The organism is Micromonospora parva (genome assembly GCF_000718515.1).
GTDB lineage: Bacteria > Actinomycetota > Actinomycetes > Mycobacteriales > Micromonosporaceae > Micromonospora > Micromonospora parva.
In genome coordinates this window covers 82,755-94,798 of record NZ_JNZS01000023.1, presented here as the reverse complement: position 1 = coordinate 94,798, position 12,044 = coordinate 82,755, and the positions used below count along the sequence as shown (strand labels likewise).

Here is a 12,044-nt window from a genome sequence, read left to right as displayed (position 1 = left end):
CCGGTTACATTCCGAACCCGGAAGCTAAGCCCTCCAGCGCCGATGGTACTGCACTCGTGAGGGTGTGGGAGAGTAGGACGCCGCCGGACAATCTTCCAGAAAGGCCACCCCTCACGGGGTGGCCTTTTCTGCGTATGCTCGTTTTCCGTGAACTGGGCGCCGACCGGTGCGGGTCAGTTTCGGGTCTGCATGCCGTCGCGGAGGTCGCGCAGCAGGTCGCCGGCGTCATTGACGGACCGGCCCGGGAACATCGCCATGACCACGCTGCCGTGGTCGGCCCAACCGCACACCGCGAAGTCCCCTCCCTCGCCGCTGGTGCTGCCACACTTCAGCACGCCGCCGAGGTCGCCCGCGGGCAGCTCGCGCAGCCCGTTCACCGCACCGGTCTCGTCCGACATCAGGCGGAAGAGGCTGTCCAGGTCCCGTTCCGGCTGCCAGAGCAGGGTGGTGCCGCCGAAGATGAGCACCGAGCGCTTCTCGTCGGCCGGGTCGCGGTAGACGGTGCCGAAACTGCGGTCCAGCTCGATGTTCGCCGCCAGGCCGCTGCGCAGATAGTCGGCGGTGCTCTTCGCCCGCTCGCTGTCGTCGCGGGTCAGGCCCACCACCTGATCGGGTGAGGTCAGTTGGGTGTCCTTCTGCTGCGCCACCCGCCACCCAGCGACACCGAGCACCCCGGCACCGGCGAGACCGACCACCAGCGCCGCCCCCCAAGCGATCTTGCGGCGGCGGGACCAGCCACCGGATCGCTCGTCGGGATCGCCCCCGGAGTCTCGGGTGCTCAGCTGGATCGGCTCTTCGGTCAGCTCGACCGGCTCACGGCCGCCGTCGAGCGACCGCTGGGTGAGATGTGCGTCGGACATAGCCGACACCGTACGCGAACGGCAGGTGGCGCACGTCAGGTCCGCGGAAGCGCTCCGTAGACTTGTCCGGTGACCGAGAGACTGGATGCCCGACGCCCCGACGCCCCGACCCTTGCCGGCCAGTATCAGCCCGGTGAGGTAGAGCAGCGACGGTACGAGCAGTGGGTAGCCGGCGGGCACTTCCGGGCCTCCGCCGACAGCGACAAGCCCCCCTTCACCATCGTCATCCCGCCGCCGAACGTCACCGGCTCCCTGCACATGGGCCACGCGTTCGAGCACACGCTGATGGACGCGTTGACCCGTCGCAAGCGGATGCAGGGTTTCGAGGCGCTGTGGCTGCCCGGCATGGACCACGCCGGCATCGCCACCCAGAACCTGGTCGAGCGTCAGCTCGCCGCCGAAGGGCTGTCCCGACACGACCTCGGTCGGGAGAAGTTCGTCGAGCGGGTCTGGCAGTGGAAGGCCGAGTCCGGTGGGGCGATCCTCGGTCAGATGCGCCGCCTCGGCGATTCCGTCGACTGGGACCGCGAGCGCTTCACCATGGACGAGGGGCTGAGCCGCGCCGTCCAGACGATCTTCAAGAAGCTCTTCGACGACGGCCTCATCTACCGGGCCAACCGGATCATCAACTGGTGTCCGCGGTGCCTCACGGCACTCTCCGACATCGAGGTCGAGCACACCGACGACGACGGCGAGCTGATCTCGATCCGCTACAGCGACGAGGTCGTGGTGGCCACCACCCGGGCCGAGACGATGCTCGGCGACACCGCCGTGGCGGTGCACCCCGACGACGAGCGCTACCAGCACCTGATCGGCACCGAGGTCGAGCTGCCGCTGACCGGCCGCCGGATCCCGATCGTCGCCGACGCGCACGTCGACCCGTCCTTCGGCACCGGCATGGTCAAGGTGACCCCGGCCCACGACCCGAACGACTTCGAGATCGGCCAGCGGCACGACCTGCCCGCGCTGACTGTGATGGACGAGCGGGGTGTGATCACCGTCCCCGGACCGTTCGAAGGACTGGACCGGTTCGAGGCGCGCCCGGCGATCGTGGCAGCGCTGCGGGAGCAGGGCCGGATCGTCGCCGAGAAGCGCCCGTACGTGCACGCCGTCGGGCACTGCTCGCGGTGCAAGACCACCGTCGAGCCGCGGCTGTCGTTGCAGTGGTTCGTCAACACCGCCCCGCTGGCCCAGGCCGCGGGGGACGCGGTGCGCGACGGCCGGGTCCGCATCGAGCCGGCCGAGCTGGCCAAGCGCTACTTCGCCTGGGTCGACAACATGCACGACTGGTGCATCTCCCGCCAGCTGTGGTGGGGGCACCGCATCCCGGTCTGGTACGGCCCGGCCGGTGAGATCGTCTGCGTCGGCCCGGACGAGGCGCCGCCGACCGGCGAGGGCTGGCACCAGGACGAGGACGTCCTGGACACCTGGTTCTCCAGCGGCCTGTGGCCGTTCTCCACACTGGGCTGGCCCGAGCAGACCCCGGACCTGGCGAAGTTCTACCCGACCAGCGTGCTGGTCACCGGGTACGACATCCTGTTCTTCTGGGTCGCCCGGATGATGATGTTCGGCCTGTACGCGATGGACGGCCGGCCGCCCTTCGACGTGGTCGCGCTGCACGGCATGGTGCGCGACCAGTTCGGCAAGAAGATGTCGAAGTCGTTCGGCAACGTGGTCGACCCGCTGGACTGGATCGACCGGTACGGCGCCGACGCCACCCGGTTCACCCTGGCCCGGGGCGCGAACCCCGGCCAGGACGTCCCGGTGAGCGAGGAGTGGTGCCAGGGCTCGCGCAACTTCTGCAACAAGCTCTGGAACGCCACCCGGTTCGCGCTGATGAACGGCGCCCACACCACGGGTGACCTGCCCCCGACCGAGCAGCTCTCCACCGTCGATCGGTGGATCCTGTCCCGGTTGGCGCACGTCACCGCCGAGGTCGACGAACAGTTCGAGGCGTACGAGTTCGCCAAGGTGTGCGACCTGCTGTACCACTTCGCGTGGGACGACGTCTGCGACTGGTACGTCGAGCTGAGCAAGCCGGTGCTCGCCGAGGGCGGCGAGCGGGCCGAGGCCAGCCGTCGGGTGCTCGGGCATGTGCTCGACCAGCTGCTGCGGCTGCTGCACCCGGTGATTCCGTTCGTCACCGAGGAGTTGTGGCTCGCGCTGACCGGCGGCGAGACGGTGCAGGCCGCCGCCTGGCCGGTGGCCGACCGGTCGCTGGTCGACGACGCCGCCGAGGCCGAGCTGCTCGGCGTGCAGCGGGTGGTCACCGAGATCCGCCGGTTCCGTTCCGACCAGGGGCTGCGTCCCACGCAGCGGGTGGCCGCCCGGCTGGACGGGCTGTCCGGTGCGGGTATCGCGGCCCACGAGCCGCTGATCCGTTCGCTGGTCCGGCTGGACCCGGCCGGTGACGACTTCCAGGCCAGCGCCACGCTGGCCATGCCCGGCGCGGTCGGTGTCGCGTTGGACACGCGGGGGTCGATCGACGTGGCCGCCGAGCGGGCCCGGCTGACCAAGGACCGCGCGGCGGCCGAGAAGGAGGCCGCGCAGGCCCGGGCGAAGCTCGGCAACCCGGCCTTCATCGGGAAGGCCCCCGAGCCGGTGGTCGCGAAGATCCGCGACCGGCTCGCCACCGCCGAGGCCGACCTGGTCCGGATCGACGCTGCTCTGGAGACACTGCCCTCGTGACCGACCGTACCGATTTCGCCGCCGTCGAAGCCGAGCTGAACGCCCGCGGTTTCACCCGCATGGTCTTCGAGCTGGACCGGATCGAGTCGCTGCTCGACCTGCTCGGCAGCCCGCAGCGGGCGTACCCCGCGATCCACCTGACCGGCACCAACGGTAAGACGTCCACCGCGCGGATGATCGACTCGCTGTTGCGGGCGTTCGGGCTGCACACCGGCCGCTACACCAGCCCGCACCTGGAGACCGTGCGGGAGCGGATCAGCCTGGACGGGGAACCGGTCAGCGAGGAGCGGTTCGCGGCGGTGTATCAGGAGATCAAACCGCTGGCCGAGCTGGTCGACGCGCGGTCGGACGAGCCGCTGACGTACTTCGACATGACCACCGCGCTGGCGTTCGCGACGTTCGCCGACGCGCCGGTCGACATCGCGGTGGTCGAGGTCGGTCTCGGCGGTGCCGAGGACGCCACGAACGTTCTCCAGGCCGGGGTCTGTGTGATCACCCCGATCGGGTTGGACCACACCGAGTGGCTCGGCGACACGCTCCAGGACATCGCGTTGGCCAAGGCCGGCATCATCCACCCGGGCGCCACCGTGATCGCGGCAGCGCAGGAGGAGGAAGCGGCGGGCCCGCTGCTCGAACGCTGCGCCGAGGTCGGGGCCACCATCGCCCGGGAGGGCGGCGAGTTCGGCGTGCTCGGTCGGGCGGTCGCGGTCGGCGGTCAGGTGCTGCGCCTCCAGGGCCTGGGTGGCGTGTACGACGACGTGTTCATCCCGCTGCACGGCGCCCACCAGGCGCAGAACGCGGCGGTGGCGCTCGCCGCGGTGGAGGCGTTCCTGGGTGCGGGGGCTCGACGTCAGCTCGACATCGAGGCGGTCCGGGAGGGTTTCGCCTCGACCAGCTCCCCGGGCCGGCTGGAGCGGGTCCGTAACGCCCCGACCGTCCTGCTGGACGGGGCGCACAACCCGCACGGCATGAAGGCCACCGTCACCGCGCTCCAGGAGGAGTTCGCGTTCAGCAAGCTGGTCGCCGTGCTCGGCGTCCTCGCCGACAAGGACGCGGAAGGGCTGCTGGAGCTGCTGGAGCCGGTGGTCGACCAGGTGGTGGTCACCCGCAACAGCTCGCCACGGGCGATGCCGACGGAACAGCTGGCCGCGCTGGCCGCCGAGATCTTCGGCGAGGAGCGGGTGGCCTCGGCCGAGGAGATGCCGGATGCGATCGAGCTGGCGGTGGCGATGGCCGAGGAGGACGTCCCCGGTGAGCTGAGCGGGGTCGGGGTGCTGGTCACTGGGTCCGTGGTGACTGTCGCCGACGCGCGCCGGCTGCTGAAGCGATGACCAGCCCGGAGCGGGACCCGCACACCGCCGAGGACCCGACCGGTCCGCCGGTCGAGCCGCCGGTGGGGGAGCAGCCCACGGCCGGGCAGCCACGGCGCTCCGGGTTGCGCAACCCGGAGCGGGCGGTACGCGGTCTCGGTGCGGGCACGCTCAGCCTGGAGGCGCTGGTGCTGCTGCTGGCGATCCAGCCGATCCGGGTGGTCGGCGGTGACCTCGGCGGCGCCGCGATCGGCGCGGTGGTGGCGTTGGCGGTGGCCGCCGTGGTGCTCGCCGGCATGATGCGCCGCCCGTGGGCCTGGAACGCCGGCACCGTGCTGCAGGGCCTGCTGCTGCTGGGCGGTCTGCTGCACTGGTCGCTGCTCGGGCTGGGCATCATCTTCGCCCTGGTCTGGGCGTACGCGTTGCATGTTCGCCGCGTCATCCTCGGCTGAGGACGACCCGTCGGCGACGCCCGGAGGCGGGAGCGGGCCGGGTCAGGCGTCGGCGCGTTCGCGCCACTGGGTGAGGGCGACACCGTGGCCGTCCGGGTCACGGAAGGCCGCCGCCCAGCCCTCCAGCTTGGTGCCCCGGTTGACCACCCGGGGCGCGTACGTGAAGCGGACGCCCGACCCGCGCAACCGTTCGTACGCGGCCTCGATGTCGTTGACCTCGAGGTTGACGTGCACGAGGCGGCGGCTGATGGGCGCCGCCCCGGTCACCTCGCGCAGCACGATCCGGGTCGCCCCGGAGGCGAGGACGGCGTTGTGGGCGCCCTGGTCGACCTCGCTGAAGCCGAGCACGTCGCGGTAGAAGCCGAGCGACCGGGACAGGTCGGTGACCAGGAGGGTGAGGCCCACCCCGCTGATCGGTGCGGCGGGATCCGCTGCCGAGTCGGCGGCGAACCCGAAGATCGCCCGGTCGAACTCCTCGTCGGTCACCGTCTCGGGTGCGGCACCGGCCGGGGAGGGATCGTCCAGCGGAAGGTCGAGCGGGTCCAACGGGTCGGCCGCACCGGGGCCGGACCGCTGCGCGGGCGGCGGGTCGAAGCGCTGCGCCGGCGGGTCGACGGTGTCGTCGGAGGGCGGGATGACAGTGTCGTCATCCGTGGCGTCGAACCGGTCCGCGACGGGTTCGTCGAAGCGCTCCTCGGCGGGTGAGCGGGGGGCTGGGGTGGCCCGCCGTGGCAGCCCGCCGGCCTGCGGTTCGACGACGACGCCCTCCAACACCACCGGGCCGCCCGGGCTCTGGTGCATCACCACGGGCTCGCGTTCCTCGGCCACGACGCCCGCGTCGTCACGCCGGAGATCGTCACGCCGGGAGTCGGTGCGCAGCGGGTCGGCGCGCACAGGGTCACCGAGCGGGTCCCGGAACGGGTCACCGACCGGGTCACGGAAGTCCTCGCGGAAGTCGTCGTCCGGTGCGCGGTCGGCCCACGGCGGCGCGTCCTGCTGGATCAGCACCTCGTCCATCGCCTCCGCGTCGGCGAACTCCGGCGGGAGGTCGGCGACGGCGGCGGCGGTCTCGGCGTGGGTCGGCACCTCGTCCCAGAGGACCTTGACGTGCCGCTGGTCGTCCAACGCGACCCGGATCGGCAGGGTCTGGCCCAGCGACGGCCACTTGGAGACCGGCACCCTCGGCTCGATGATCTTCTTGGACCGGGGCGGCAGACCCGGGGCGTCGATCACCAGTTGGAGTTCGCAGCGGCCGAACGCGTACTGGGTGGGTGGTTCCGAGGCGCTGTGCACGTGCCCGACGCCGACCACCCAGGTACGCCCGCCGCCGCGTACGGTCGCCAGCGCGATCGCCAGCACCAGCAGGGCGACCCCGAGAGCCACGATGGCCCAACTGGTCATGCCCAGGCCGAAGAGGACGACGAACGTGGCAACGGTGCCCAGCACCGCGCCGATCAGCTTGCGTACCGGCGCGATGGGTCGGTTCCCGCCATTCGCCACAGTGGACCTCCCGGGGGTCAGGACCAGGCTAGGCCGGATCGGCCACCGGGGGAAAGACCGGCCGCCGCGCCGACGCCGGGGCCGGGTCGCTAGGCTGACCGTACCGACCCCGAGCGTGAAGCGCGTACAGGAGGAACCCAGCGTGTCCAGCAACAGCCCGGAAGAGCGCAGCCTCGTTCTGATCAAGCCCGACGCGGTTCGCCGCGGCCTGGTCGGCGAGGTCCTCTCCCGCTTCGAGCGCAAGGGGCTGCGGATCGACGCGATGGTGCACCGGACGATGGACGCCGCGCTCGCCGACGAGCACTACGCCGAGCACGTCGACAAGGCGTTCTACCCGCCGCTGAAGGACTTCATGACCGGCGGCCCGTTGGTCGCCCTGGTGCTCTCCGGCGACCAGGTCATCGACGTGGTCCGTGGGCTGGTCGGGGCCACCGACGGGCGCAAGGCCGCCGCCGGCACCATCCGCGGTGACCTGTCGCTGTCCAACCGGGAGAACCTCGTGCACGCCTCCGACTCGACGGACAGCGCCAAGCGCGAGATCGCGCTCTGGTTCCCCGAGCTGGGCTGACGCCCCACCGGCCGAGGGCCCGACACCACTGACGGGCCCCCGGCACCATTGACGCCCGAATTCAGCCGGTCGCCGGCACCTTCGCCGGGTTGCCGATCACGTAGATCCCGGTGATCCGACCGTCGGCCGCGGCGATGGTCAGCGTGTACCGGCTGCCGTCCGCGCGGGTGACCAGCACCGCGGGTTCCGCGTTGAGTTCGATCGGCTCCATGGTCACCTGATGACGTGGGCCGTAGACCCCGGCGTAGAACCGGGCGATCCGGTCCGCGCCGGTGACCGGGTTGAGGGCGGCCCGGGCCCGCCCGCCGCCGTCGTTCCAGGCGGTGGCGTCGGCGGCCACCAGGTCGGTGAGGGTGGCCAGGTCGCCGTCGCGGGCGGCGGCGAGGAACGCGTTCAGCAGCCGGTCCCGCTCCGGGCGGCTGGCGGTGAACCGGCGCTGCTCCTGGCGTACCCGGGCGGTCGCCCGGTGGTACAGCTGCCGGCAGTCGGCGACGGACCGGTCCAGGATCTCGGCGATCTCCGCGTACGGCAGGTCGAAGGCCGTGTGCAGGACGTACACCGCCCGCTCCGGCGGGGTGAGCCGCTCCAGGACGTGCAGCAACGCGGTGGAGAGCGAGTCGCGCAGCTCCACCCGGTCCAACGGCCCGAACGGCGAGGGCGCGGTCGGCACCGGCTCGGGCAGCCACGTGCCCACGTACGTCTCGCGGGCCGCCTGCCGGGCGCGTAGGCGGTCCACTGCCAACCGGGTGACCACCCGGGACAGGTACCGGCGCGGCTCGTCGACCCGTGCCCGGTCCACACCCAGCCAGCGCAGGTACGCCTCCTGGAGCACGTCCTCCGCGTCGTGCAGGCTGCCGAGCAGCCGGTACGCGAGCCCAAGCAGCATCGGCCGGTGCGCCTCGAGCGCACCGGCCGCCTCTGCTGCCGCCCGGGTGGTCACGCCTGGGCCGGAGGCTCCAGCCGCATCGTCACCCCGATCCGATTCCACACGTTGATTGTGGCAATCGCGATGACCAGGTCGGCCAGTTCCTTCTCCGACCAGACCTTCGCGGCGTCATCCCACACCTCGTCCGGCACCCCGTGCTCGCCGAGCCGGGTGACCGCGTCGGTGAGGGCCAACGCGGCCCGTTCCCGCTCGTCGAAGAAGGGCGACTCGCGCCAGGTGGCGACCGCGAACAGCCGCCGGCTCGATTCGCCGCCGGCGAGCGCGTCCCGGCTGTGCATGTCCACGCAGTACGCGCACCCGTTGATCATCGACGCCCGGAGCTTCACCAGCTCCAGCACCGTGTGGTCGACGTTCGTCTGGACGTACTTCTCCAACCCGAGGACGGCCTTGTACGCCTGCGGCACGACCTCGGTCGGGTTCATCCGTTGCACGACTACCTCCTGATCGGTTCCGACACCCATACGACGGTTGCGCCGGGCGCGTCGTGACAACCGGGACTGTGACCCCGCTCATGCCGGCGCGGCGATCGGGTGGGCGACAGGCCGACCGACGACCGACGGCCGGCGTTCGCGTCCGCGTCACCCGGGCCGCCGCTCACTGTCACCTCCGCCCGATAGACCCACGGGGTCAACCCATGATCGGGAGGAAGCATGACCGAGCTTGATCGACGTACCCTGCTGCGCACCGGCCTGATGGTCGGCGCCGGAGCCGCCGGCGGCGCGCTGTTGGGCGGTGCCGGCGCGAACGCCGCCCCGGCCTGGCGCCCGGCGGCGCGCCCGGTGCTCACCCACGGGGTGCAGAGCGGCGACGTGACCGCGGACTCGGCGCTGGTCTGGACGCGGGCCGACCGGCCGGGCCGGATGCTGGTCGAGGTGAGCCGACGACCGGACTTCCGGGGGGCGCGTCAGCTGCGCGGTCCGGTGCTCACCCCGAACGGCGACTTCACCGGGAAGGTCCGGCTGCGGGGCCTGCCGGACGCCGAGCGGCTGCACTACCGGGTGCGGGTGGAGAGCCTGGATCGGCACGGAGTGGTCAGCGAGCCGCGGACCGGGACGCTGACCACCGCGCCGGGACGGCACCGCCGACGTGACGTGAAGTTCGTCTGGACCGGCGACGTGGTCGGGCAGGGCTGGGGCATCGCCCCCGACTTCGGCGGCATGTCGATCTTCCGGGCGATGCGGCAGGCCCGACCGGACTTCTTCCTGTGCAGCGGCGACACGGTGTACGCCGACGGCCCGCTGGTCGAGTCGGTGACGCTGCCCGACGGGCGGATCTGGCGCAACCTGGTCACACCGGAGAAGAGCAAGGTCGCCGAGACGCTGGCCGAGTATCGCGGGCAGTTCGCCTACAACCTGCTCGACGAGCACCTGCGGGAGTTCGCCGCGGCGGTGCCGCAGATCAACCAGTGGGACGACCACGAGGTCCTGAACAACTGGTACCCGGGTGAGATCCTGGACGACCCGCGCTACACCGAGCGGCGGGTGGACGTGCTCGCCGCGCGGGCCCGCCAGGCGTTCAACGAGTGGCTACCGGTGCCGGTCGACGGGCCGATGTACCGGCGGCTGTCGTACGGGCCGTCGCTTGACGTGTTCGTGCTCGACATGCGCACCCACAAGGACCCGAACGACGGCAACACGTACGCCGACCCGAAGCGTGGTCTGCTCGGCCGGCAGCAGCGGGAGTGGCTGATCCGGGAGCTGAAGCGCTCCACGGCGACCTGGAAGGTGATCGCCAACGACCTGCCGATCGGAGTGGTGGTGCCGGACGGTCCGGGCGCGCAGGAGGGTGTCGCGCAGGGCGACCCGGGTGCGCCGGCGGGTCGGGAGCTGGAGTTCGCCGAGGTGCTGCGGGCCACCCACCGGGCCGGGGTGACCGGCATGGTCTTCCTCACCGCCGATGTGCACTACTCCGCCGCGCACCACTACGACCCGTCCCGCGCGGCGGTCGGCGACTTCACCCCGTTCTGGGAGTTCGTCTCCGGCCCGGCGCACGCCGGCGCGTTCGGCCCGAACGCGTTGGACGGCACGTTCGGGCCCCGGGCGGCCTTCGTGCACGCGCCGCCGGTGGCCAACACGTCTCCGGCGGAGGGCTTCCAGCACTTCGGTGAGGTCACCATCGACGGTGAGTCCGAGGCCCTGACGGTCCACCTGCGCGACCGGGACGGCGCCTCGCTGTGGAGCACCACCCTCCCGGCCCCCTGACCACAGCTCGTTGGTCGTGAGGTTGGCGGGGCGGACTGGGCAACCTGCCGTCCGCCAACCTCATGATCAGCGGCGGTCGCCGCCGGGAGTGAGGGCCGGCAGGGCGGGCACCGTCCGCTCGTTGGGGTCGGCCGACATGGAGGGCTCGGGGGTCGTCGGCGCGGGGGACGTCGGGGTGGCGGCCGGTGTGGCGGGGACCACCTTTCCCCGGCCGGAGAACCGGCGTCCCACCCCGATCATCGGCTGCTCCACCCAGCGGTAGAGCAGATCGGCGGCGAGCAGACCGACCACCGTGGTGGCGACGAACAACCGGGTGCTGTGCCCGGCGTACGACGGGACCAACGCGATCACCGTCGTCATGGCGAGGTACTGCACCAGGTACAGCGAGTAGGAGCGTTCGCCCACGAACACCAGCGGTCGCCAGGAGAGCAGCTTCGTCGGCAGGCCCGAGGCCAGCATGGCCGGGAGCAGCACCGCCACCGCCACCGCGTAAACGCCGATCATCAACTCCGAGTGACCGTCCTCGGCGGGCGGCCAGTACGGCAGCGACAGGTGCACGGCGACGAACCCGACGAGTACGGCGAGGGACGCCACCGGATGGGTCAACGGCCGGAACAGCGCGTACCCCCGGGGGTGGTGCATGACGACCGCCAGCAGGCAACCCACCAGGATCGACACGTAGTGGATCGGCCAGTAGGGCCAGTCCTTCTCGAACGGGATCAGCGCGACCAGAGCGGCGATGGCCAGCAGCGTCACCGCCATCCGGCGTAGGAACGCGGTGCGGACGAACACGAAGGCGAGCAGCGGCCAGACCAGGTAGAACTTCCACTCGATCGCGATCGTCCAGGAGTGCGGGAACGCCTGGTTCGGCGCGAACTCGTTGACCATGAGCAGGTAGAACGGCATCGACTCGCGCAGCCTCGCGCTGGCGCCGTTGAGGTGCGCGAGGGCGTACGTCGCGGCGAGCACCACCAGGTAGACCGGCAGGATCCGGAAGATGCGCCGGACGTAGAAGGACCGCAGCGACACCCGCCCCCGCGACTCCTCCTCGCGCAGCATCAGCGTGGTGATCAGGAAGCCGGAGAGCACGAAGAACAGTTGGACGCCGACCCAGCCGGACAGCCAGGTCCATCGCGGCCCCCCGAAGTGGAAGGCGACGACGATCACCGCGGCGATCGCACGGAGCCCGTCGAGGGCAGGAAACCGGCGCATCGCTCGGTATTCGGCGTAACTTATCGTGGCCACCCGCTGAATTCTGGGGAGCGGCACACAACGCGTCAAGGCGGCTCTCTGACGCCGCCTCGCTCCGGAACGCCACCCTCCCCGTGACCCCGAGCCGTCGAGCGGGGCGACAACTCCTTGATCAACAATGGTTGGGTGCCGGTCTTGCCAGCGCCGTTCGGCCCGGGCAGGCCGAACAGCTCCCCGTTGCCGACCGTCAGGTCGACGCCGCGGACCGCCTGGACCTTACGACGCTGTGATCCGCAGGCTAGGAGCGACGGGGACGGGTGGGAAACGG

10 protein-coding genes and 1 rRNA gene are annotated in these 12,044 nt (G+C 71.5%); 6 read left to right on the top strand and 5 right to left on the bottom strand.

Going from position 1 to position 12,044, the window contains the following annotated elements; translation table 11 throughout:
• Positions 1 to 89, top strand: a 5S ribosomal RNA gene (rrf, locus tag IF22_RS34025); the annotation flags it as partial.
• 84 nt (positions 90 to 173) lie between these two features.
• Here rrf and IF22_RS0126470 read toward each other — a convergent pair.
• Complete coding sequence (locus tag IF22_RS0126470) at positions 174 to 860, bottom strand: hypothetical protein (RefSeq protein ID WP_030336594.1); 687 nt, start codon at positions 858 to 860, stop codon at positions 174 to 176.
• A 69-nt stretch (positions 861 to 929) separates the two neighbouring features.
• On the opposite strand from IF22_RS0126470, the gene IF22_RS0126465 reads away from it, so the two are divergent.
• From IF22_RS0126465 to IF22_RS0126455, 3 genes are read left to right on the top strand one after another with little or no spacing between them, the layout of a single operon-like run.
• The gene (locus IF22_RS0126465; RefSeq protein ID WP_030336593.1) at positions 930 to 3,548 is read left to right on the top strand and encodes a valine--tRNA ligase; all 2,619 of its coding nucleotides are present in this window, start codon (positions 930 to 932) and stop codon (positions 3,546 to 3,548) included.
• Positions 3,545 to 4,879: a bifunctional folylpolyglutamate synthase/dihydrofolate synthase gene (locus IF22_RS0126460; protein WP_030336592.1), complete on the top strand. Its 1,335-nt coding sequence runs from the start codon at positions 3,545 to 3,547 to the stop codon at positions 4,877 to 4,879. The genes IF22_RS0126465 and IF22_RS0126460 overlap by 4 nt, the downstream gene beginning before the upstream one ends.
• Complete coding sequence (locus IF22_RS0126455) at positions 4,876 to 5,310, top strand: DUF4233 domain-containing protein (protein WP_030336590.1); 435 nt, start codon at positions 4,876 to 4,878, stop codon at positions 5,308 to 5,310. The genes IF22_RS0126460 and IF22_RS0126455 overlap by 4 nt, the downstream gene beginning before the upstream one ends.
• Before the next feature lie 42 nt (positions 5,311 to 5,352).
• On the opposite strand, the gene IF22_RS0126450 is transcribed toward IF22_RS0126455, so the two are convergent.
• Positions 5,353 to 6,810: a VOC family protein gene (locus tag IF22_RS0126450; protein WP_030336588.1), complete on the bottom strand. Its 1,458-nt coding sequence runs from the start codon at positions 6,808 to 6,810 to the stop codon at positions 5,353 to 5,355.
• 142 nt (positions 6,811 to 6,952) lie between these two features.
• On the opposite strand from IF22_RS0126450, the gene ndk reads away from it, so the two are divergent.
• Positions 6,953 to 7,378, top strand: coding sequence for a nucleoside-diphosphate kinase (ndk, locus tag IF22_RS0126445; RefSeq protein ID WP_030336586.1), 426 nt, complete (start codon positions 6,953 to 6,955; stop codon positions 7,376 to 7,378).
• 61 nt (positions 7,379 to 7,439) lie between these two features.
• Here the strand turns inward: ndk and sigJ are convergent, their stop codons facing one another.
• Together sigJ and IF22_RS0126435 are read right to left on the bottom strand one after the other, a co-directional pair.
• Positions 7,440 to 8,318 carry an RNA polymerase sigma factor SigJ gene (gene sigJ / locus IF22_RS0126440; RefSeq protein WP_030336584.1) on the bottom strand — a complete coding sequence of 293 codons (879 nt, stop codon included), beginning with the start codon at positions 8,316 to 8,318 and terminating at the stop codon, positions 7,440 to 7,442.
• Positions 8,315 to 8,746, bottom strand: a complete 432-nt coding sequence (locus IF22_RS0126435) for a carboxymuconolactone decarboxylase family protein (protein ID WP_247676182.1) — start codon at positions 8,744 to 8,746, stop codon at positions 8,315 to 8,317. Before IF22_RS0126435 ends, sigJ begins: the two co-directional genes overlap by 4 nt.
• A gap of 228 nt (positions 8,747 to 8,974) precedes the next feature.
• Between IF22_RS0126435 and IF22_RS0126430 the strand changes: the two genes are divergently transcribed.
• A complete protein-coding gene (locus IF22_RS0126430; protein ID WP_030336580.1) occupies positions 8,975 to 10,525 on the top strand; it encodes an alkaline phosphatase D family protein in 1,551 nt (516 codons plus the stop codon).
• Positions 10,526 to 10,591: 66 nt separating this feature from the next.
• On the opposite strand, the gene IF22_RS0126425 is transcribed toward IF22_RS0126430, so the two are convergent.
• Positions 10,592 to 11,770: an acyltransferase family protein gene (locus IF22_RS0126425; RefSeq protein ID WP_209444607.1), complete on the bottom strand. Its 1,179-nt coding sequence runs from the start codon at positions 11,768 to 11,770 to the stop codon at positions 10,592 to 10,594.
• Positions 11,771 to 12,044 lie beyond the last annotated feature (274 nt).

Bases quoted from the DNA above. Each gene is read 5' to 3' on its own strand.
- IF22_RS0126470 (WP_030336594.1), bottom strand. From the start codon at position 860: ATGTCCGACGCACATCTCACCCAGCGGTCGCTCGACGGCGGCCGTGAG.
- IF22_RS0126430 (WP_030336580.1), top strand. From the start codon at position 8,975: ATGACCGAGCTTGATCGACGTACCCTGCTGCGCACCGGCCTGATGGTC.
- IF22_RS0126435 (WP_247676182.1), bottom strand. From the start codon at position 8,746: ATGAACCCGACCGAGGTCGTGCCGCAGGCGTACAAGGCCGTCCTCGGG.
- IF22_RS0126455 (WP_030336590.1), top strand. From the start codon at position 4,876: ATGACCAGCCCGGAGCGGGACCCGCACACCGCCGAGGACCCGACCGGT.